Origin of the sequence: Dokdonella sp. (assembly GCF_035703485.1) — a bacterium.
In the GTDB taxonomy this organism is placed as follows: Bacteria; Pseudomonadota; Gammaproteobacteria; order Xanthomonadales; family Rhodanobacteraceae; genus Dokdonella.
In genome coordinates this window covers 1-21,393 of the sequence record NZ_DASSYD010000070.1, presented here as the reverse complement: position 1 = coordinate 21,393, position 21,393 = coordinate 1, and the positions used below count along the sequence as shown (strand labels likewise).

The 21,393-nt window shown below is 59.3% G+C and carries 24 protein-coding genes; 10 read left to right on the top strand and 14 right to left on the bottom strand.

Going from position 1 to position 21,393, the window contains the following annotated elements; all coding sequences use genetic code 11:
- Nucleotides 1–39 precede the first annotated feature (39 nt).
- The 7 genes from VFN25_RS05315 to VFN25_RS05285 form a co-directional block, all read right to left on the bottom strand.
- Complete coding sequence (locus tag VFN25_RS05315; RefSeq protein ID WP_325139585.1) at nt 40–351, bottom strand: hypothetical protein; 312 nt, start codon at nt 349–351, stop codon at nt 40–42.
- A 41-nt stretch (nt 352–392) separates the two neighbouring features.
- Nucleotides 393–806 carry a hypothetical protein gene (locus VFN25_RS05310; RefSeq protein WP_325139583.1) on the bottom strand — a complete coding sequence of 138 codons (414 nt, stop codon included), beginning with the start codon at nt 804–806 and terminating at the stop codon, nt 393–395.
- On the bottom strand, nt 803–1,483 hold the full coding sequence (locus VFN25_RS05305; RefSeq protein WP_325139581.1) for a hypothetical protein: 681 nt from the start codon (nt 1,481–1,483) through the stop codon (nt 803–805). The genes VFN25_RS05310 and VFN25_RS05305 overlap by 4 nt, the downstream gene beginning before the upstream one ends.
- Nucleotides 1,480–2,283: a hypothetical protein gene (locus VFN25_RS05300; protein WP_325139579.1), complete on the bottom strand. Its 804-nt coding sequence runs from the start codon at nt 2,281–2,283 to the stop codon at nt 1,480–1,482. Before VFN25_RS05300 ends, VFN25_RS05305 begins: the two co-directional genes overlap by 4 nt.
- An 80-nt stretch (nt 2,284–2,363) precedes the next feature.
- Nucleotides 2,364–4,439 (bottom strand): hypothetical protein, encoded by a 2,076-nt coding sequence (locus tag VFN25_RS05295; protein WP_325139577.1) that lies wholly within the window; start codon nt 4,437–4,439, stop codon nt 2,364–2,366.
- Nucleotides 4,432–6,543 carry a TPR end-of-group domain-containing protein gene (locus tag VFN25_RS05290; protein ID WP_325139575.1) on the bottom strand — a complete coding sequence of 704 codons (2,112 nt, stop codon included), beginning with the start codon at nt 6,541–6,543 and terminating at the stop codon, nt 4,432–4,434. Before VFN25_RS05290 ends, VFN25_RS05295 begins: the two co-directional genes overlap by 8 nt.
- Nucleotides 6,544–6,849: 306 nt before the next feature.
- Nucleotides 6,850–7,290: a hypothetical protein gene (locus VFN25_RS05285; RefSeq protein ID WP_325139573.1), complete on the bottom strand. Its 441-nt coding sequence runs from the start codon at nt 7,288–7,290 to the stop codon at nt 6,850–6,852.
- A 99-nt stretch (nt 7,291–7,389) separates the two neighbouring features.
- Between VFN25_RS05285 and VFN25_RS05280 the strand changes: the two genes are divergently transcribed.
- The gene (locus VFN25_RS05280; RefSeq protein WP_325139571.1) at nt 7,390–8,019 is read left to right on the top strand and encodes a TIGR00730 family Rossman fold protein; all 630 of its coding nucleotides are present in this window, start codon (nt 7,390–7,392) and stop codon (nt 8,017–8,019) included.
- A gap of 146 nt (nt 8,020–8,165) precedes the next feature.
- On the opposite strand, the gene VFN25_RS05275 is transcribed toward VFN25_RS05280, so the two are convergent.
- The gene (locus VFN25_RS05275) at nt 8,166–8,576 is read right to left on the bottom strand and encodes a TfoX/Sxy family protein (protein WP_325139568.1); all 411 of its coding nucleotides are present in this window, start codon (nt 8,574–8,576) and stop codon (nt 8,166–8,168) included.
- A complete protein-coding gene (locus tag VFN25_RS05270) occupies nt 8,573–9,085 on the bottom strand; it encodes a GAF domain-containing protein (protein WP_325139567.1) in 513 nt (170 codons plus the stop codon). The genes VFN25_RS05275 and VFN25_RS05270 overlap by 4 nt, the downstream gene beginning before the upstream one ends.
- A 201-nt stretch (nt 9,086–9,286) precedes the next feature.
- On the opposite strand from VFN25_RS05270, the gene VFN25_RS05265 reads away from it, so the two are divergent.
- From VFN25_RS05265 to VFN25_RS05235, 7 genes are all read left to right on the top strand, one after another.
- Nucleotides 9,287–10,024, top strand: a complete 738-nt coding sequence (locus VFN25_RS05265) for a TMEM175 family protein (protein ID WP_325139565.1) — start codon at nt 9,287–9,289, stop codon at nt 10,022–10,024.
- On the top strand, nt 10,024–10,719 hold the full coding sequence (bioD, locus tag VFN25_RS05260) for a dethiobiotin synthase (RefSeq protein ID WP_325139563.1): 696 nt from the start codon (nt 10,024–10,026) through the stop codon (nt 10,717–10,719). The genes VFN25_RS05265 and bioD overlap by 1 nt, the downstream gene beginning before the upstream one ends.
- A 14-nt stretch (nt 10,720–10,733) precedes the next feature.
- The gene (locus VFN25_RS05255) at nt 10,734–11,084 is read left to right on the top strand and encodes a hypothetical protein (protein ID WP_325139561.1); all 351 of its coding nucleotides are present in this window, start codon (nt 10,734–10,736) and stop codon (nt 11,082–11,084) included.
- Nucleotides 11,085–11,152: 68 nt separating this feature from the next.
- Complete coding sequence (locus VFN25_RS05250) at nt 11,153–12,226, top strand: class I SAM-dependent methyltransferase (RefSeq protein ID WP_325139559.1); 1,074 nt, start codon at nt 11,153–11,155, stop codon at nt 12,224–12,226.
- Complete coding sequence (locus tag VFN25_RS05245) at nt 12,223–12,936, top strand: pseudouridine synthase (RefSeq protein WP_325139557.1); 714 nt, start codon at nt 12,223–12,225, stop codon at nt 12,934–12,936. Before VFN25_RS05250 ends, VFN25_RS05245 begins: the two co-directional genes overlap by 4 nt.
- The gene (locus tag VFN25_RS05240) at nt 12,933–13,526 is read left to right on the top strand and encodes a DUF1415 domain-containing protein (RefSeq protein ID WP_325139555.1); all 594 of its coding nucleotides are present in this window, start codon (nt 12,933–12,935) and stop codon (nt 13,524–13,526) included. The genes VFN25_RS05245 and VFN25_RS05240 overlap by 4 nt, the downstream gene beginning before the upstream one ends.
- Nucleotides 13,527–13,642: 116 nt before the next feature.
- A complete protein-coding gene (locus VFN25_RS05235; protein WP_325139554.1) occupies nt 13,643–15,451 on the top strand; it encodes a diguanylate cyclase in 1,809 nt (602 codons plus the stop codon).
- 14 nt (nt 15,452–15,465) lie between these two features.
- Here the strand turns inward: VFN25_RS05235 and VFN25_RS05230 are convergent, their stop codons facing one another.
- From VFN25_RS05230 to VFN25_RS05215, 4 genes are all read right to left on the bottom strand, one after another.
- Nucleotides 15,466–16,257, bottom strand: a complete 792-nt coding sequence (locus VFN25_RS05230) for an endonuclease/exonuclease/phosphatase family protein (RefSeq protein ID WP_325139552.1) — start codon at nt 16,255–16,257, stop codon at nt 15,466–15,468.
- 116 nt (nt 16,258–16,373) lie between these two features.
- Nucleotides 16,374–17,072, bottom strand: coding sequence for a thiol:disulfide interchange protein DsbA/DsbL (locus VFN25_RS05225; RefSeq protein WP_325139549.1), 699 nt, complete (start codon nt 17,070–17,072; stop codon nt 16,374–16,376).
- A gap of 77 nt (nt 17,073–17,149) precedes the next feature.
- A complete protein-coding gene (locus VFN25_RS05220; RefSeq protein WP_325139547.1) occupies nt 17,150–17,794 on the bottom strand; it encodes a thiol:disulfide interchange protein DsbA/DsbL in 645 nt (214 codons plus the stop codon).
- A gap of 113 nt (nt 17,795–17,907) precedes the next feature.
- A complete protein-coding gene (locus VFN25_RS05215) occupies nt 17,908–18,558 on the bottom strand; it encodes a cytochrome c4 (RefSeq protein ID WP_325139545.1) in 651 nt (216 codons plus the stop codon).
- Nucleotides 18,559–18,700: 142 nt separating this feature from the next.
- Between VFN25_RS05215 and yihA the strand changes: the two genes are divergently transcribed.
- Together yihA and VFN25_RS05205 are read left to right on the top strand one after the other, a co-directional pair.
- Nucleotides 18,701–19,345 (top strand): ribosome biogenesis GTP-binding protein YihA/YsxC, encoded by a 645-nt coding sequence (gene yihA / locus VFN25_RS05210; protein ID WP_325139543.1) that lies wholly within the window; start codon nt 18,701–18,703, stop codon nt 19,343–19,345.
- Nucleotides 19,346–19,434: 89 nt separating this feature from the next.
- Nucleotides 19,435–20,799, top strand: a complete 1,365-nt coding sequence (locus tag VFN25_RS05205) for a glutamate--cysteine ligase (RefSeq protein ID WP_325139541.1) — start codon at nt 19,435–19,437, stop codon at nt 20,797–20,799.
- Nucleotides 20,800–21,089: 290 nt separating this feature from the next.
- Here the strand turns inward: VFN25_RS05205 and VFN25_RS05200 are convergent.
- Nucleotides 21,090–21,393 (bottom strand): YfdX family protein (locus VFN25_RS05200; protein WP_325139538.1); only part of this gene is annotated, 304 nt, incomplete at its 5' end.

Genomic DNA, 21,393 nt, shown 5'->3' with positions numbered 1-21,393 from the left:
CGATTCTCGTTGTGACGTCGGCGATGCCTGGGCGCAGGATCATTCTACGGCTCCAAGTTTCCGATCGAGCGCCACGATCGCAGCGTCTGCACGAGCGAGGATGGCCGGATAGGTCTGCAAAGCGAAGAGATTTTGTCCGACCCAGAATTGAAGCGGGTTGATCAAGGTCGCGTCCGTCCTGATCGAATGAAGCGTGGGCCGGACGTCCAGCTTGTGCAGCAGCGGCTCACAATCCTGCGTCAGCACTTCACTGTCTCCACTTTCATTCTCGTAACAGTCGGACCAGAGTGCAGCACTGACTTCCGGCGGAAAATATCCCCGAATACGCTCACGGTAGACCGGAGGCGACACGTTGATCAAATCCCAACCCCTGATGTATTGATAGAAATCCCTCACCGCGAGTGCAGTCGAGGCGTCCGTAGGGAAGCCGAGGCGCTCGGATTCCTGGAACTTCGCAACCGAGTAACCGGTCCCCCAAACCTGCGAGGCGTGGTAGAAGTCCACCAGCAGCGCCCGCATTTTTCCACGCAATCTTTTCCTTCTTTCAGGAATTGCAAGCCGTTTCGTCCACCGGCAACCACCCGCCCGACGTAGCGCACCTGGTATTCGAGCATGCGACGGTTGGCGACAATCTCGGCGCGCAATTGCATCAGGTCGGATCGCTCCTGCGCTCGCGCCACGCGTTCTTCATTCCAGTTCGATACCTGGATGCCGAGAAACACACCGGCCACCAGCAGCACGATTTCGATCCAGATGGCCGTCCAGTTTTGTTTTTTCAGGTTTTGGGTGAGACGGCGCAGGATCATGGTTTTGTCTCGTCATCGACGAACGAGGCGTAGTCAGGGCGACAGGATGGTCCGGCATCTTTGGGGGTCTCAAACCGTTTCAGCAGACATTCGGCCGATACGAGGGTCACCCCACCATCGGCAGTCCACTCGCGCAATCGCTGCATATTCTGCTGGAACCTGGTCTTCAGGTTGTCCTTCTCGTCGTAGAACGCCTGCGGTTCCCCAAGACGCGGCAGTATCTCGCTATCGACGAACCTGGAGTAGCGTCCGAATTTGACGCCGATGCCCTGAATCTCGGAGTAGAAGAAGCCAAGCTCGAACATCAGACTCGGATGCACGAGTTCGGCCAGCCCGGATTGCTGAGCCACTTGCCACACCGAGGTCGGCGGGGTTTCCGATCCCCTTACGCGAAGGAAATAGGGCACCGGATTCTTGCCACTGGCGCGGGCCGCATCGAACGCTGCAAGTCCCCTTGTGGCTTTGTCGCTTAGCGTTCGCTGTACATCGATGTAGTCACGCATGTCGGCCCGCAGCCCTTCGAGAACCTGGGTCGTTCGCTGACGCTCTATTCGCTCCTCATTCCAGTTCGATACCTGCAGGCCGAGGAATACGCCAAGCACGACAATTACCAACTCGATACCGATTGCGGTCCACTGTTGTTGTTTCAGATGTTCGGTGAGGCGGCGCAGGATCATGGCTTTGCGTTCCTGATGGCTTGCAGGTTTTTCAAGGACGAACTGTTGCCCGTCTGCAAGTCCGCTATCGCGGTCTGGTTGTCGGCAAACCGAATGCGAAGGGCCGGTACAAACCTCGGCAAGGCTCTCAATGCGTCCGCCGCTGCGCGGATTTTCTCCGCAGGTTGATCCAGTGTGCACGGGTAGTCGAGCGAAGCTTCGATGGTGGCGTAGTCGAGCACCGTCGCGAATCGATCGCCACAGCGAGCCAGCAAGGCTTCCTGGATCCCTGCTGGAACGGTCTCGCGAAACAGTTTGCGATACTCCGAATCTCGGGCCTGTCGCGCTATCTGATCCAACCACGGGGCGGCGAAGATGTTGATCGCCGTTTCGCGCATTTCCTGATTGGCAATCAGACCGATGGTGCCGGTGGACACCAGCTCGTCATAGGTCGCGCGGTACGGGCTGTTTTCCTTGTACTGCGTGGCTCGGTACGCGCTGATCACGAACTGCTCATCGGAGAGGGTGATTTCTCCGGCCATGGCGTCCAGTACGCGTCGCTGGTTCACATTGGTTTCGTGGCTGTAGTTGATCAGCCATTCGTAACCCCAGGCTTCCTTGCGCAGGTCGTCGCTCAGCCGTGCGGTGAAGACCTTGGCCTTCTGATTGGTTTCACGCTCCGCGTTCCAGTTTGACACCTGCATGCCGATGAACACGCCGATGATCACAATCGCCAATTCGGTGGCAATGGCACCCCATTGCTGTTGTCTGAAGCGCTGCAGGAAGCGACGGAAGATCATGACCTGGCCTGCTTTGGGCATGCTTCCAACCTGAAGGCTTTGCGGCGTTTGAGCTCGTCGAAAAAACTCACTTCATTGGCCCCTTTCCCTGTGCAGCGTGGTCATGGCTGTGTGGTCTTGTACTGAGCGGCTTGTGCATCGGCGAGCAATTGCTGGAAGCGCGGATCCTTGCGCAGCGGGTCGAACACCGGATCGAGCTTGAGGCGCTCGATCGACATGATCGTTCCGGCCGGCATTGCCAGCAGCTGGCGGATCAGTTCGATGGCCTGATCCGGGGCATCGGCATGTGCCGCGATCTGGGCGAGTCCGGATAACTGGTAGGCACCGAAATAGCCATCCTTGCTCAAGGGCAACACGTCGACCGCCTTTTGCGCCGTCGCAATCGCGTCTGCATTGCGACCGAGGCAGACTTCGACCCAGCTCAGTTGTTGCAACAGCGCCAGGGAATCGGGCTGCCTGGCCAATTCTGCAGTCAGTGCGGGTTCGAGCTCCGCACATTCCGCCTTGATGGAACCGCGGTCGCCAGCAATGAATTTTATGACCATGCGCGCCACGCGACCGGTCATGCGTTCCACGTCGGTATTTGCCGGCGCCGTGTCCCACTCGCGCAATGCGTCGGCGAATCGCCGGTCGAGGTAATCGACATACGCGCGCGGGTTGATCAGGAAAAGTACATCGCCAGCCCACAGGCGCTGACCCGAGATCCGCCAGTCCGGTGGTTGTCGAAAGGCTTCGCGGGCTCCTGCCAGGTCTCCGAAGCCGAAGAGTCGCGTTTGCAGAAGCTGGTCCAGGGCATTGGCGTCGTCCGGCGCAATTGCCAATGCCCGCGTCAGCCAGCGATCCGCCTCGGTGTATCGACGCAGCATCGCGTTGGTCTCGCCGAAACTTGCATTGGCACTCGGGTCACGCGGTGACAGCGACAAGGCACGCTCAAGACCGGACAGCGCCTGCGCAACATGCCCGGTACGCCGTGCTACGAACGCGAGCCCGTTGATCGCATCAACGTTGTTCGGTGCCAGTTCAAGGGTCCGCTTGAACTCGATCGTGGCCTCGTCATAGCGACGAAAACCCCAGTAGTAGTAATAGCCGAGCGCCAGATGCGCCTCCGGCAGATCCGGCGCCAATTCCAGCGCACGATCGATGGCACGCTTGGTCGCCGCCATTTCCACATCCGACAGTCCCGCCGTGAACCAGTGTCGGGTCAACCGGCAATTCGCCAGCTTGGCGTAGGCCAAGGCGAAATCGGGATCCAGGGCGATGGCCTGACGAAAATAGTCTTCGGCTTTCAGATAGGCTGGCAGCTGCCAGGAGTTCCAGGCCTGCGCGAACTGGTATTCGGCCTTGAGGAAAAGTTCGTAGGCCGCCGGGTTGCGCGTGGGCACGCTGGCGACACTGACGGTCTCCGCCTCGGTCAGTTTCGCCTTCAGGGCGTCGGCGACTTTCTGCGCGACTTCGCCTTCGACACCAAAGATATTGTCGAGCGTGCGCGGGTAGGATTCGGCCCACAGATGGTGGTCGCTCTCGGCATCGATCAACTGCACGTTGATCAACACCGAATTGCCGGATTTCTGCACGCTGCCTTCGAGAATCGATGCCACGCCGAGTTGCTGCGCGATTGTCTTCAGGTTTTCCGGATGGCTGGCATATTTTTCCGTCGAGGTGCGCGAGATGACTTTCAGATCACCGATACCGGCGAGCTTGGTCAGGATCATGTCCTGCATGCCGCTGGCGAAGTAGGCGTTGTCCGGATCGCCGCTGAGATTCTCGAACGGCAGCACGGCGATCGACTTGCCGACAATGACAGCGGGATTTGCAACGCCCCCCGCGGGATCAGTGCTGGCAGCTGATACCGAGGATTCCACGATAGCGGCTGCAGGTTCGTTCGCCGCGTACTTCCATAGCAAACCACCGCCAACTGCCAGCAGCAGCGCAAGGATCAGCAACTCCGTGCCCGACACTTTCTGCACACCACGCTCGCCGTGGTACCAGGCCAGTACGAGTACGACGAAAAAACCGACAATCATGGCCAGCGTGATGCCACGCTGCACGCTCTCCGCCCAACCGAACTGCTGGGCGATGATGTCGATGCCCTGCAAAAGCGCGAACGCCGTGGCGACATAAGCCACCGCCCACTGCACCAGCTTGCGTTGCTTGAGGCGTTGCCAGTGATCAGTCATGGCCAGCTTCTTTCAGCAGATTCTGGAAACGCGGATCGTCGCGAATCGCATCCCAGGTTGGATCAAGGCGAAGGAATTCCCGCGTCACTCCGCTCGGAATCTGCAACAGGTGTTCGAGTAGCGGGATTGCGTGGTCGGCATTGCCGTTGAGGGCGTAGGTCTGCGCCAGGTAGTACACCCACGTTGGGCCTTCGAATGCATCGCCTGCTTCCGGGATCAACTCAGTCGCTCGCTGCGCATTCCTGATCGATGACTCGCGCTGGCCCAGCCCGGCCTCGGCCCAGCCCAGCGCCGCATGCCAGGCGGCGGCGATGTTGGGATTGGGCTGCTCCGTGGCAAGCACTGACCTGGCACGGGATTGAACCTGGCGATACAAGTCCTTCGCCGTGGCGGACGCATCATTGCGCTGTTCGCTGAAGGCCAGCACCAACTGCAAGCCGACATCTCCCGGAAGATAGCCAGCGAATTCGATCGGACTGCGCGCTTGCTCTTTTCCGGCAAGAGCACGTCGGAACAGTCCGGATGCGGCGGTGTAGTCGCGCTCAAACAGCGCTTGCGTGCCGCGCAAGGCCAGGATCGATACATCGTCCGATTGCACCGATGCCAATAGATTCGCTCCGCCCTCGATCCCGTACATTTCCCAGGCGTTGTACAACTTCATCGCAAGCAGGCTGGGATCATCGGGCTGCAACTCCAGAGCGGCATCGAGCACCTGCTCGGCTTCGTTGAAGCGGCGCAGCGCGTACAGGGTGATTCCATATTCGCCCAGGGTCCTGGCATCGTTCGGATTCAGCGAACGTGCTCGTGCGAAATCCGCCACGGACTCATCGAACTGGTCGAGTCGGCGTTCGGCCGTTGCTGCGCGAAACCAGATATCGGCGTCATTTGGCAACCGTTGTTTGAGCCGGTTCAATATTGTCGATGCCGCCTTGAAATCACGCTCGCCTGTGTACAGATATTGAGCTTGTGTCATCTGCACCTCCGGCGCTTCCGGGTCCAGTGCTGTCGCGCGATCGAGCGCCGCACGCGCCGCCGCCAGTCGCTCGGGCGAAGCGTCGAACCCGCTCCAGTAAATCCAGAGCCCTTGCGATGCCAAATGCGCCCATGCGGCAGCGAAGTTCGGATCCAGTTGTACGACCCGTTGCAAGGTCTCGACAATGCGATCATTGTTTTCCTCGTCGTAAGGTGAGCCAAGTTGCAGAGTGCGGGCTTTGAGCCAGACCTCGTAGGCGGCTGGATTTTCAGTCGGCGGCGTCGTCAACGCGGTGCGTTCGGCACCAGTCAGCCTGGCTTGCAGCGAATCCGCGATCTCCTGAGCGACTTCACTTTGCATCACGAAAATGTCATCGAGCTTGCGGTCGTAAGTCTTCGCCCACAGATGGCTGTCGGAATCGGCCTCGATCAACTGCACGTTGATGCGAACCTGATTGCCGGATTTCTGCACACTGCCTTCAAGGATGTGCGCAACGCCGAGTTCCCTGGCGATCTGCGAAAGGTTTTCCGGACGGCTGGCGTATTTCTGCGTGGAGGTGCGCGAGATCACCTTGAGGTCGGCGATCTGGGCCAGGCTGGTGAGGATCTGATCCTGGATGCCATCGGCGAAAAAGCCATTGGCCTTGTCCTCGCTGAGGTTTTCGAACGGCAATACAGCGATGGACTTGTCGGTGACTTTCTTGACGACATCCGTGAGTGACGGCGCAGCGTCAGGCGCCCTGATCGGCTCACTGGTCTGCGCGACAGACGCCGCATCACGTTGCGGCGCAAACACGAACTTGTCGACGCCGAAATAGATCACCGCCAGCACCAGCGCGGCGACGATCAGCCGGTTCATGCGCTGCGCGGTCTTGGGTGCGATGGATTGCCCGGGCTCGACCTCCTCATCGCGCTTGATCCCGTCGGGCGTGAGCTCGAAGATCCAGGCAAATGCGAGCGCGGGCAGAAACCCGATCGCGAGCAGAATCACCAGACTGCGCGGGAGCCACATCGGCGCACCAAACATCGGCAACACCGTGTCGGCCACCTGCACAATCAGCCACGAGCCGATCAGGTACAAGCCGGCCATGCGGATGACGTTACGGCGCCTGAGTTCGGCGAAAAAACTCATGCAGGAATTGCCAGGGAAAAGCATGCTGTCAGATCGCGCACATCGATCTCGACTTCGCAGGCTACGTGCTCGAAGCGATCGCCGCGAGCCCCGACCCAGGCATCACAGAGACATTCCATCTCGCACCTCCCCGCACGACAACTACAGCTCGGAATAGTACACGACTGTGAATCCCGTCACGGTTTTGGCAGGTCGATTCAGGCTCGCTTTCGGCGTGATGTATCCGGGTTCTGGCCAATCCACGGCCTCTGCGCCAAGGCGTCCAGCCATCCAGTGATTGTCAGTCGATGGTCGACCATCGCCGCCTCATGCTGATCCGGAATCCGGCGGCTCCAGGTTGTCGGGAGATGCGCTGGCAATCCCTTGCTGCTTTTCCCGACGCGCTCGCGCCAATTCTCGCTCGGCCCAGCGCTTGAGCACGCGCGCCCGTTTCGCGCCGGATTTGGGATCGCTGACCACGGTTTCGACATGGGTCAGCAAGGCATCGACATTCATGTGATCGTGCGATTTCGCGCCACGACCCGCTGACCACAGATCGATCCATTGCTCGCTGCGTTCGCCGAGTCGCAACACGGCACGAAAGTACTGTGGCGGTTGCACACCGGACAACAGCAGATCGAGCAGCGCAGCGGCAAGCGAGAGCGGACTCAAGGCCAGATCGCGCACGGCATCGAGCAGCAATTTGAACTGGAAGAAGGCCACATCACGGATCAGTGCGCGCCGCACAGACTGGGGTTTGGGTTTCATGGCGGCAGCGTAAGGGAGATTCTTTCGCGTTGGAACCGTTGGGTTTCGCTGCATTCGATGACTGCGCATGACGCCAATCCACGACAATGGCAACGTACAATGGCCCGTTCAGGCCCACCGAGTATCACCATGCGAATCTGCGTCTATTGCGCCTCCAGCCAGGAGTGCGATCCCTACTTCCACGAAATCGCCTTCCAGCTCGGCAAGCTGCTCGCCGAGGCGGGCTGCAGCGTCGTCTATGGTGGCGGCTCGACCGGATCCATGGGCGCAGTGGCCAACGGCGCGCTGTCGGCAGGCGGCGAAGTGATCGGCATCCTGCCAAGATTCATGGCCGATCTTGAATGGGGTCATCCGGGCCTGACCCGGCTTGAACTGGTCGGCGACATGCGCGAGCGCAAGCATCGGCTGCTCACCGATTCTGATGCCGTCATTGCCCTGCCCGGTGGCTGCGGGACTCTGGAGGAGCTGTTCGAAGCACTGACGCTGAAGCGCCTCGGCCTTTATTTCAATCCGATCATCCTGCTCAATACGAAGAATTTTTACGCGCCGCTGCAAGACTTCATGGAAAGCGTGATCGAGCAACGCTTCATGAACAAGGAACATGCCGCGATGTGGTCGCTGGTCGACGAGCCGGAACAGGTATTGCCAGCGATCAAGTCGACGCCGCGATGGCGCGAGGATGCTCGCGAGCTTGCAGTTGTCCGGCGCAACGCAACCAGGCCCTTGTAGCGCCATTTGAGCGAGCGTTATGCCGATTTACGGCAAACGAACTTGCCATTGCAGGAATTTAATCTCATGCGAGCTTTTGCGCCCTGCACCAAACGCGATTGTCTTGCCCCTGAAAACGGCTTCAACAGCGGAGTCGTTGCTCGCGCTTATTCGGAATCTGTTGCCGTGCCGGAAAGCTCACGGACTCCGTCGTCATCGAAACCCGAATTCTCGGAGTCATCGGTTGATGGAGGGACAATGCCATCGATCTCGGCGCTGCGGTCGGCCTGCTTTTCCCAGCGCGTCTTGATCGGGTTGTCCGATTCCGCATCGGCCAGATCGCTGATCAGACCTTCCTTGCGCTCGGCGGGAAGATCGGTCCAGTGGCAATCATCGATCGCTCCGGCGAGTGAATAGAGCAGGTTCAAACTGGGCCTGAAGCCGGCACGCTTGACCTTGAGAAAGACATCGACCGGACCGATGCGAAACAGATCCTCGGCGCTGCGCACGCCGACCTGACGCAACCAGGCTGCGGATTTCGGGCCGACATTCCTGATTTTTGCATCTTTGACACTCATGCTGCCTCCGTATTTGCCGGGCGGGAAAGTGCCTGCAGAAATACGTCGCAGATCAGCTCCATGCCGATCCGGTCCTGGTCATCAAAACGCCCCGCTTCTGGGCTGTCGACATCCCAGACGCCGAGCAGCTCACCATCGATCACCAATGGCACGACCACTTCGGAGCGCGAAGCTGCATCGCAGGCAATGTGCCCATCGAATTCATTGACATCGACGACGAGTTGAGTTTCGCGGGTCGCTGCGGCGGTTCCACAAACGCCGCGGCCGAGGGCGATACGCACGCAGGCCGGCTTGCCCTGGAACGGCCCGACAACCAGTTCGCGACCATCGAAGAAATAGAATCCGCACCAGTTGATGCGTGGCAATGCGTGCCAGACCAGCGCCGCAAAATTTGCTGCATTGGCGATCCGGTCATGCTCGCCGTGGAGCAGTCCGCGCGCCTGCTGGGCCAGTTCGGCGTAGAACACCGCCTTGTCTTCCGTATTGATCGATTGGATTTCGAACGACATCGTCTTGCTTCATTTTCCCATTCCGGTCGATCATTCTACCCGCCAATTCCAAATGGCGCAGTTGCTGACTCGACGGGGTCGCCAGTTGATCGCGGCTGCGACTACCATGGCTACCTCATTTTCGGCGTTCCTCTTGTCGGCTCTTTTTCATGGCAATGCCGATGTCACCCTGCCCAAAATCGGGCCATAGCGGATACCGGCATGAATGACTCTCCTGAACTTCTGCGTGACGAAGACGGCTTCCTCAATCGCGGAGCCGAAGTCACCCGAGCCGAAGCGTTCTTTGATGCGGCATTCGCATTCGCGATTACCTTGATGGTGATTTCGATCGACGCGATTCCGGACACGGCAGAGAAGCTCGTCGACGCACTCAAATCGGTACCTGCCTTTGGTGCAAGTTTTCTGATGATCGTGTTGTTCTGGAGAGGGCATGCCGACTGGAGCAGACGATACGGTCTGAATGATCGCTACAGCCAGCGCCTGAGTTTGTTGCTGGTGTTCATCGTGCTGGTCTTCATTTATCCCTTGCGCATGGTCTTCGGCGCATTCTTTCAGCTCGTCGGTGGCGAGTGGTTTTATGCGCAGATACACCTTCAGACGGTCGCTGACGCACGAGTGATGTTTGTCGTATTCGCCCTCGGATTGGGCGCCATGGGCCTGAACATGACCCTGCTCTATTGGCACGCATGGTCACAACGCGAAAGGCTTGGCCTGGATGCGATTGAGTGTCTCGTCACGCGCCATGCCACTTTGCGCTGGGCGACGCTTCCTGCTGTTTCCCTGATTTCGCTGTGCCTGTCTGCGCTGCTGTTGCAGGGAGGAATCAGAAACAACATTGTCATGTCGATGCCGGGATTGATTTTCTTTTCCGTGAATATCATTCATTTCTTCATGGACCGACGCATGCGACGTGCGCGCAGCGCACTGCAGAAAGCCTGATGCGCAGCGTATTTGTCAGCGGCACCGATACCGGTATCGGCAAGACCCATGTCAGTTGCGCGCTGTTGCGCAGCCTGCAATCGCAAGGCGTCAAGGCAATCGGCATGAAGCCGGTTGCCAGCGGCTGCGAACAAGGCGCAGCCGGTTTGCGCAACGAAGATGCGCTCGCCCTGATCGCCGCGAGTCACGGAAACGTCGATTATGCGAGCGTCAATCCGTATGCGTTCGAGGATCCGATTTCGCCGCACCTGGCCGCTGCCGACAACAGCGTTTCCATTGAACCTGGAGTCATTTCAGCGGCGTATCAACGCTTGCAGGCACAAGCGGATTTCGTCGTCGTCGAAGGCGTTGGCGGCTGGCTTGCGCCGCTGGGCAATTCGCTTATGCAAGCGGATCTTGTTCATCAACTCAGACTCCCGGTGCTGCTGGTTGTCGGTCTGCGCCTCGGTTGTCTCAATCACGCCTTGCTTACGGCACGCGCAATCGAAGCGGATGGTTGTCGCCTGATCGGCTGGATCGGCAATCGCATCGATGCACAAATGCTGCGCATCGAGGACAATGTCGAAACCCTGAAACGACGGATTCAGGCGCCGTTGCTCGGCATCGTCGAGCATGAAGACCTTTCCCGCGCCGAAATCGGCATTGATCGCCTCGACGAAGCCGCACGGGTATTGCTTGCTAGCCCCGATACATGACCAGGAGATTCCGCATGGCCAAGGCCCAACGCTATTTCATCTCGATCGAGAATCTCGCCACTTCGCGCGGTGCGTCAGGCGAGTTGACTTTCGACGGTGAATCACCCGAACACCTGGCGACGACGCTGCAAACAGCGCTGCGCGAACCGCATTTCTGGGAACGCTGGCGGGCGATGCAGGAGGACCCAGACCAGGTCGACCCTGGCACCGGGGCCGTTGACACCGAGGCAACGGTGACTGGAAGCCTTGAGGCCCAGCGCAGTGAGTTGATTGTGACCACAACGCTGCCGCATGCGATCGTCAAGCACCGGCTCGATCTGCTGATCGGCCCTCACTGGAAGCTGCGCGACGTGAGCACGCCCTGATCGAAATGGGGAACAGGATCGCGCGTTGCCCTAGAATTACCGACCTGTTTCCGCCACGCGCATAACTAGTGAGCCAATTCGCCTTGTCAGCCGGCACTTCCAGTGCGGCACTGGATGCCCTGCATCACGCCATCAGTACCGCCCGGGTTTCCTTGCCCGAGGATGGCCGTGTGCTTTTTCTGCGCGCTCGCGATGGCCATTGGTGGGGTGAAGTTTCGCGCCGCGACTGGTTGTGCCAGCAGAGTTTCAAACCGTTCGCTGCGGCGCTGGAACGCTCGGGCCTGGTCGTTGCCGAGCCGGCTGCAGGACAATGTTTTCCACTGGTGATGCTGTTGCCGCCACGTCAGCGCGATGAAGCCAGGGCGATGTTCGCCCGCGCCGCGCAGCATGCCGAAGCCGGAGCCACCCTCATCGCCTCGATCGCCAACGACGAAGGCGCGCGTTCGGGCGAAGCGGACTTCAGAAAACTCTTTGGCAATGCCGAGGTTCTCTCGAAACATCATTGCCGGGTGTTCTGGAGCAAGCTCGACGGACAGGCACAGGATCCGCTCCTTCGCGCCGAGTGGCAGGCGCTGGATGAACCGCGAGCCATCGCCGACGATCGTTTCGTCAGTCGCCCCGGCCTGTTCGCGTGGAATCGCATCGATCCGGCATCGGCGCTGCTGGCCGAACATCTGCCGGCCGATCTGCATGGCCGGGTTGCTGATCTTGGTGCGGGTTACGGATACCTCGCCTGTGAGGTACTGCAGCGTTGCCCGGGCGTTGAGGCAATTGATCTGTACGAGGCCGAGGCGCGCGCGCTGGAGCCGGCGCAAATGAATATCGAAGCCACGCTGGAAAAGATCGGTCGCCCTGTCGAAGCTTCGATTCATTGGCACGATGTCGGCACCGGCCTGCTCGCTCGGTACGACGCCATCATCAGCAATCCACCGTTCCACCAGGGTCGCGCCGATCAACCAGAGCTGGGCCAGGCCTTTATCGGCGCGGCCGCAAAGGCGCTGCAAGCCGATGGCCGGTTGTGGATCGTGGCGAATCGTCACCTGCCTTATGAAGCCACGCTCAATGTCCATTTCAGTCACGTCGAAACAATCGCGTTGAAGCAAGGCTTCAAGGTCTTGCATGGATGGGGGGTTCGCCGATGAGACTGGTCCGACTGATCGCAAATCTCGGCTACGGCAGTCGCAAGGAAGTCGCACGGATGTTCCGCGAGGGACGCATCACCGATGCCGAAGGCGACGTTCTGTACGCCGATGACAAGCGCGAGCATGGCGAGATCCGCATCGATGACGAAGTGCTCGATCCGCCGTCCGGCCTTTGCCTGATGCTCAACAAGCCGCGCGGCGTGACATGTTCGACCAGGGATGCGGGTCGCATCGTCTACGACCTCCTGCCAGATCGGTTCCGCGCACGCAATCCAGCGCTGTCGACCGTCGGCCGGCTTGATCGCGAGACTTCCGGACTACTCCTGCTCACCGACGATGGTCCGCTACTGCATCGAATCATCTCGCCCAAATCGCGCATCGCCAAAGTATATGAAGCAACCCTTGCACAGGATTTGCGTGGCGATGAAGTCGCCTTGTTCGCCAGCGGCAACCTGATGCTGGAATCCGAGAAGACTCCCTTGCTGCCGGCCGAGCTCGATGTGCTCGACGCCCGACGTGCGCGACTGACCTTGCATGAAGGTCGCTACCACCAGGTCAGACGCATGTTTGCCGCCAGCGGCAATCATGTCGACAGCCTGCAACGCCTGACGGTCGGTGGCCTTGGCCTGGACGACCTGGCTGAAGGCGATTGGCGCATCCTCGATCACAATGACATTCAGACACTCTTCTCCAGTGGAGCGCGTGCGTGAACCCGACCAGCCCTCATGCCGACGAAACACTCGATCCAAAAGACGTGCAGTACATTGCCGACACGAAGCGCTGGATCGAGCGGGCCGTGATCGGCCTGAATCTGTGCCCGTTCGCACGCACTCCCTGGCTTGAAAGGCGAATTGGATTCCGGGTCAGTCATGCCACCGATAGCGAGGGCCTGCTCGATGATCTCTGCGGCGAACTGCAGAGTCTGCACGCAGCCGACCCCGCTGATTGCGAGACCAGCTTGCTGATTGCGCCGTTCGTGCTGGGTGACTTTCTCGATTTCAATGACTTTCTCGATTCCGCCGATGCCGCAATCGACGTCTTGAAACTCGATGGTGAAATCCAGGTAGCAAGTTTTCATCCCGACTACTGTTTCGCCGACTCGGCGGCCGACGATGTGGAGAATTGCACGAACCGCTCACCCTGGCCGACCCTGCATCTGTTGCGCGAGTCCAGCATCGAGCGTGCGGTCGACGCGATCAAGGACAGTGATGAAATCTACCGGCGCAATATGCAAACCCTGAACCGCTTGGGCTGGGAGGGCTGGAGACAACTCTGGCATCGAGACAAGGCACCCGGGTAAGATCGGGACGAACAGGCATTGTTGGCAGGAGACAGCAAGGTCTGTTCGAGTCATCCGGCGTGAACGGCCTCTCACTGGATGGGAATCGAGTCTTGTCCCAGGCCGGGGGAACGGGAATGAGCGTGAGGCAGTCGATACTGACAGCCACCGCATGGATCGTGCTCGGAATGGCCGATCTTGCTTCGGCGGCCATCGAGGTCGTGGAACTGCGCTCGGATGATACCGATATCCCGCTGGCTGCAGTCACGCGTTTCGCCGCTGATCCCGGCCTGACGGCGACGGTCGAAGACCAGTTCCGTGATCTCGGAAGCGAGAGATTCCAGCCCTTGCCGCGCGACAATGCGAGCTTCGGTTTTGTCGACGAAGCGTACTGGTTTCACGTTCGCCTGCTCAATCGCGACGCTCGCATGCAGCGCCGGATTCTTGCCCTCGATTACGCGCTGCTGGATCAGATTGATGTTTATCTGCGCCACGCCGACGGCTCATTCGAGCACTTCGTATCGGGTGATTTTCATCCGTTTGGCGAGCGTTTCCTGCAATTCAGTGCACCCAATTTCCTGCTCGATTTCGATGCCAGTGAACAAGCCGATTTGTTCGTTCGCGTGTATTCGAAAAGCTCGATGCAGGTGCCACTGACACTCTACACCCACCAAGCCTTTTTCGACTCCATGCGAATTGTCCAACTGGGCATTGGCGTGTATTACGGAATCCTGTTGGCGCTGCTGCTTTACAACCTGATCCTGTTCGCGTCGTTGCGCGATGCAAATTATTTCTACTATGTACTTTACATCGCCGCCTTCGGACTCGCTCAGCTGGCCCTGAACGGTCTGGCATTCGAATACTTCTGGCCGGACTCACCGTGGCTCGCCAACACCATCGTTCCGGTGTCGATGGCGCTCGGCATGCTGCTGATGCATCAGTTCGTGCGTGCTTTTCTCGACCTCAAGCATCGTCTGCCCGCCGCAGACCGGATAATTCTCGGACTCATGGGCTTCCACATCGTGATGCTGGTGCTGGCTTTCCTGATTGACTATCGGACTGCCGTCATCATTGGCACGGCGGCGGTATTCCCGGGGGCAGCCATGATCCTGGGGGTTTCGCTGATCCTTGCTCGCCGTGGCGATCGCGCGGCACGCATCCTGCTGCTTGCCTGGGCGGTCATGCTGATCGGAACCACGCTCTATGCAATGGTCTCGTTCGGCGTGCTGCCGAAGATCTTCATTACCGAGTACGGCATGCAAATCGGGTCGGCACTCGAAATGATCCTGCTTTCATTTGCACTGGCCTGGCGATTTGCTTCCTTGCGCAACGAGAACATCCGCATCGTCCAGACCGCCCGCAGCGAACTCGAAGTTCGCGTCGACGAGCGCACCCAGGAGCTTTCGAGCACTCTCAACGAGTTGGCCAGGGTCAATCACAGGTTGCGCGAATCGAGCTTTCGCGATGGCCTGACCGGCGTCTACAACCGCCGCTATTTCGACACCGTTTTCGACACCATGCTTGCCGCCAGCAAGGAAGCTGGACAGGCGTTCGGTGTCCTGGTTGCCGATATCGACCACTTCAAGAGAGTCAATGACGATGCCGGACACCTGGCCGGTGATGATTGCCTGCGCCTGACGGCGACGACGATTGAAGGCGTGGTTGGAGACCGTGGACGTGTCGTTCGCTATGGCGGCGAGGAATTCGTCGTGCTGGTACCCGACACGGACCGGGATTCCCTGTTTGCGATGGCCGAATCGATTCGCCAGGCCATTGCTGAAACCGAGCAATGCGTCACCGGCTCCGACTTGTCGCTGACCATCAGCATCGGAGCTGCATTGGCCCCGGCTGCGACCACAATGTCATCCATGAGTCTGCTGCAAAGTGCCGACGAAGCCATGTACCGGGCCAAGCGCGAAGGGCGCAACCGGGTCGCGCTTGCCTGAACCGGCGCCTGCGACTAGTCGTCGAGACGAAGGCCTTCGGGCAGATGAATCGTTGCCGCGACCGGCAAATGATCCGAGACCAGATGCGGCAAGGTCCGCAGTTCGTCGACCTTGATCGTCGAGGTGGCAAGAATATGATCGATCGCGCGATTTGGCGCCCAACTCGGGAATGTCAGCGGCGGTGTCGCCGGTGGCTGCAATGACGTGCGCGCGAACAGCGAGCGCAGCTCGGGGCTTTCAATCGGAGTATTGAGGTCACCGATCAACACGGCATTGGGATGACCCTCAAGCAGCTCGGTGATGTAGCCCAGCTGGTGCGCACGGGCTTGCGGACCCAGCGAAAGATGGGCAACCAGAACAATCAGCGAATGCTCACCTTTGCCGTAACGCGCCCAGAGCACGCCACGGCCACGGATACGGCCGGGCAAGGGAAAATCGAGGACTTCATCGGGCTTCAAACGCGATAGCAGGCCATTGCTCGATGCGGCGACCTTGGCCACCTTGCGGTTCGGCTGGTGACTCCAGTATGGAAAACCGGCGCATTCGGCGAGGTATTCGGTCTGGTTGAGAAACCCCGAGCGCAGTGAGCCGAAATCCGCCTCTTGCAGGGCAACCAGGTCGAAGTCACCAATGATCCCGGCCAGCCCATCAAGATTGGCGCGCTTGCCTGTCGGCAACACATGCTTCCAGCTCTGCGTGACGTACTCGCGATAGCGCTTGACGCTGCCACCTGCAAGGATGTTGCAGCTCAAGATGCGCAAGGGCGGGTTGGCCGGCTTTTTGGTGGGGGCAGTGCTACGGGTCATTGTGGGTGATCGCAATGCTCTTGTCGGGTCGGAATTTGCCAGTGTGACATCCGGCGCATGAACACAAAGGCCGCCCGAGGGCGGCCTTTGTCGGCAACTCCAGCCATCGCCTCGTGCTACTTGGCCTTCGACGGTGCCTTTTTCTCCGCGTGTTCCATTTCTACCAGCTTGTGGACCAGGGCAACCAGTTGCGGATAACCGCCTGCTGATGCGCCGGTGACACGGTACTTGCCGTTGATGATCAAGGTTGGCGTGCCGTCGACGCCATACTTCGGCACCATGCTGCGCGAGCGTGCCAATTTGCTCTCGATTTCGAACGAGCTCGCGGTCTGCTTGAACTTCTCGGCGTCTGCACCGTGCTCGGCATAGAACGCGACAATGTCATCGAACGAACGGAACTGGCGATGATCGCGGTGCACCGCGTCGAACAAGGCCTGGTGGGTCTTGTCGAGCAGGCCCATCGATTGGGCGGTATAGAAACCCCGCGCGAATGCTTCCCAGGTCGGATTGAAGATGGCTGGCATGTAGCTGTATTCGGCATACGCCGGAAGCTTGGCCTTGATCTCGTCGGCGTATGGCTGGAAATGCGCACAATGGATGCAGGCATAGCTGAAGACTTCCAGCACTTCGACCTTGTCACCGCTCGCGGTCGGCTGTGGCGGATCAATCGGGAAGTAGGTCTTGCCGGCGACCGCTTCAACGGCAGGCGCGGCTTCCACCGCATCCGTCGCAGCACCTGAGTGCTCCTGGGCACAAGCATTGACGGATAGAGCAAGCAGCGCTGCAACGAGCAACTGGGGCAGATGTTTGAGCATCGGGTATCTCTCCTCGGGATCGGAACCGGAATCAGGTTCGTCGTTCAGACAACGGATCAGGCCATGAGTTGCCTGGGTTACTCGCCCTTGGCTTCCTTGTCGATCAGATAGTGGATCAAGGGTTCGACCTTGTTGTAGCTGCCAGCCGACTGTCCTGAGATGCGGTATTTGCCATTGATGATGAAGGTCGGCGTGCCTTCGACGCCGTAGGCTTTGATCAACTCCTCGTTACGCTTGAGCTTGGCCTTGATCGCAAACGAGTTCGAGGTGGCGATGAAATCCTCAGCCGATACACCGTAATTCGAGTAGAAATCGGCGAGCGAGGCAAAGCTTGGCGAGCGTATGTCGATCTTGTGATCGACATAGATTTTGCGGAACAGGTCGGCATGGGTTTTTTCAACGAGGCCGAGCGCCTGCGCGGTATAGAAGCCCTTGGCAAACGTCTGCCAGGCCGAGAATCCGAACTGGGCCGGAATCAGCACGAATTCGGCATTGGCCGGCAGGCGCTTCTTGATGTCAGCGACCATCGGCGCGACTTCATTGCAATGCGGGCAAGCGTAGGAAAATACTTCGACCACTTCGATCTTGTCGCCGGTGGTTGTCGCCTGGGTCGGCTCGATGACGAAATAGTTCTTGCCGGCAACCCAGGTATCTTCGGCGTGCGCCTGACCACCGACGATCAGACCAAGTCCAACCGCCATTGCGATGAGGGGTTTCATCATTGCTGTTTCTCCGCTGCGATGGGGATTTGCGCGATGGCCAGCCCGGACGATGCAGACAGGGTCCGGGCCACGACCACCCAGTGTCGTTCAAACTGGCTGAACGACGGCAGAAGTCACTTGGCGGCGGTCTGCACTTCATGCAGACCCTGGACATACGAGGCCAGGGCGGCGATATCCTGATCGCTCAGACGCTTGGCGATGTCCGGCATGATCTTGGCGTGCTCGTCGTCACCCCAGGTCGTGCCACTACGCCATTCGGTAAACTTCGCGGTGATGTAGTCAGCCCATTGCCCGGCAAGCTGCGGATAAGCCGCACCGGCCATGCCGCGGCCTGAGGGGCCATGACATGCCATGCATGCCGGCACGCCGAGCTTGCTGTCGCCGGCGCGGAACAGTTCCTGGCCGCGTTCGACGTAGGCGTCGTCGGTTTGCCCCGGGCTAGCCTGCTTGGTCGCGAAAAAGGCGCCGACATCGTGCATGTCCTGCTCGCTCAAGGTGCTCGCGAAAGGCATCATGATCGGATTCATGCGCTTGCCGGATTTGAACTGGATCAATTGGCGAACGGTGTAGGATTCATTCTGCCCGGCGAGCTTGGGATACATGGCATCGGCTGAATTGCCGTCGACACCGTGGCAGGCCCCGCAGACTGCGGTCTTGGCTTCTCCGGCCTTGGCATCGCCGAGCATGATGGAATCATGGGTTTCGGCATGGACCAGACCAGCGCTGAACAGCATCGCCAAAGCAAACACTCGCGGAAAACTCATACACTGACTCCGGAATAGACAGGAAATCCACGCACTGCCGACACGTACAGGCAGGGCAGAGACGATAATCCCCGAATTATCCGCGTCAGTCGAAGACCGGTCAAACTCGAATCACTCCCAAATCATCCAGCAACGGACTCCCATGCATATCCTGCACTCGGCAAAATTCCTCAAAAGCGCGGCCAGCCTGCGCGATATGCCCGCAGACCATGGTTGGGAAGTTGCCTTCGCCGGGCGCTCCAACGCCGGCAAATCCAGCGCACTGAATGTGCTGGCATCGCACAAGGGCCTGGCCAGAGTGAGCAAGACACCGGGACGCACGCAATTGCTCAATGTCTTCTCGATCGACGACGATCGACGCCTTATCGACCTTCCTGGCTATGGTTACGCGAAAGTTCCGGTTGGCGTACGGGACCAGTGGCGGGGCATGGTCGATGGATTCCTGCGAAACCGTGAAGCCCTCAAGGGCCTGATCCTGATCATGGACAGCCGCCATCCGCTCAAGGATTTCGACCGCCAGATGCTCGATTACGCCGCGGGCATCGCCAAGCCGTGCCATGTGCTGTTGACCAAGGCGGACAAATTGTCGCGCAACGTTGCAACAAGCACCCTCAATGCCGTGCGCAAGGAGCTTGGAGCCGATGGTTCGGACGACGCCAAGGTCAGTGTGCAACTGTTCTCGGCACCGGCAAAGACCGGCCTGGATGAGGCTCGCGCTGTCATTGCGCGATGGCTGGAGATCACCATTCCAGGCAAGTCTCAATCCCGCGCGCTTCCACCGCAATGAAAAACCGGCCTGACAGGTCTCTTGCGTGAACCGGTGATGCCCCCATATCGCCGGATTAACAGCCGATCGGCTGTTCAGAGGATTTTTCAATGTCCGGTCCCAGCCTGGAATCCAGCGAACCGATAGCCCGCCGTGAGCAGCTCGTCGATTATATTGCCGCCGGCGAAAAGCCAATCGCCAACTGGCGCATCGGCACCGAACACGAAAAATTCGGATTCCGTCTCGATGACCTGCGTCCGCTGACCTGGGAAGGCCCGCAAGGGATTGGCGCGGTCCTCGAAGGTCTGACCCGCTTCGGCTGGCAGCCCGTCGTCGAAAACGACAAGCTTATCGCCCTGCTACGCGACGGCGCCTCGGTGACCCTTGAGCCTGCGGGTCAGTTCGAGCTGTCCGGCGCGGCGCTGGAAAACATCCATCAGACTTGCAACGAAGTGCATACGCATCTGAAGGAAGTCAAAACCGTCGCCGACGAGCTTGGCGTCGGCTTCCTCGGCATGGGCTTCCAGCCGAAATGGCGACGCGAAGACATGCCGTGGATGCCGAAGAGTCGCTACGCGATCATGCGTCGCTACATGCCGACCGTCGGCGACCTCGGCCTCGACATGATGACCCGCACCTGCACGGTGCAGGTCAATCTCGACTTTTCCAACGAGGCCGACATGGTGCGCAAATTCCGCACCTCGCTCGCCCTGCAACCGATCGCAACCGCCCTGTTTGCCGACTCACCGTTCACCGAGGGCAAGCCGAATGGCTATCTGAGCTATCGCTCGCATATCTGGACCGACACCGATCCGGATCGCACCGGCATGCTCGATTTCGTCTTCGAGGACGGTTTCGGCTACGAGCGTTACGTCGACTACATGCTCGATGTGCCGATGTATTTCAGCTATCGCGATGGCATCTATCACGATCTCGCCGGGCAATCGTTCCGCAAGTTCATGCGTGGCGAACTCGACGCCCTGCCCGGGGCGACGCCGACGATGACCGACTGGACCGACCACATGACGACGGCTTTTCCCGAAGTTCGCATGAAGCGCTTTCTGGAAATGCGCGGTGCCGATGGTGGCCCGTGGAAACGGCTATGTGCATTGCCGGCATTCTGGGTCGGCCTGCTCTACGACAGCAGCGCGCTCGATGCGGCTTGGGATCTGGTCAAGGATTTCAGCCGCGAGGAGCGCAACGCGCTGCGCGACGGCGTCCCTGAATACGGGCTCAAACTGCCATTCCGCAATGGCACGCTCCGTGATATCGCCGTCGAAGCCCTGAAGATCTCCGCACACGGACTCCGGCAGCGTGCATGTAAAAACTGGGAAGGCGCCGATGAAAGCATCTTCCTGACGCCATTGATCGAGATTGTCGAAGCCAACGAGACTCCGGCCGAACGCAAGCTGGCGCTGTACCACGGACCGTGGAATCAGAGCGTTGATCCGGTGTTTCGCGAGTTTCTTTATTGACGGTGCGGGAGCGGGGAGTGGGGAGTGGGAAAACGTGAAAAGCCGTTTTCCCCAAATCTGTAGGTGTCCCCTCAGGAGCCCCGAAAAGAGACTCCCTTTGGTCGCGAGGCTTTCCCGCGACATGGCCTGATTACTCGCCCGAAGGCGGTCTTCCACGAAGCGCGGTTAGCGGGAACAGCGTCGTGGATATCGGCATTTTTCGGCGCTTGTGCCATTTGCCCATGTGTCAGAACTGCTTTTCCCGCTCACTGCTTTCGGTTCACGACGAACCCTCTCAGTTCGCCGACTCATCAGGTTTTGGGCAACTCATCGAGGCTGACCGAGTCGACGGTCAGATTGTCCTGGATCGCCTTCAAGGCAAGGTTTGCCTCGTAATATTTGCCACTTTTTGCGAGTTTGATGGCCTTGTCCAGATGCTTTTCGGACTGCTCCATCGGCATCCAGACACGCGTGTAGTTCACGTCGATCGCGGCCAGCTTCAACTCATCGATCGCTTTGTCGTGATCACCACTCTTCAACTGAGCATTGGCCTTGTCGATATGTGCGCGCTTTTCCGGCGTCATCACGAAATCGTCAGCAAGCATCAACTGTCCA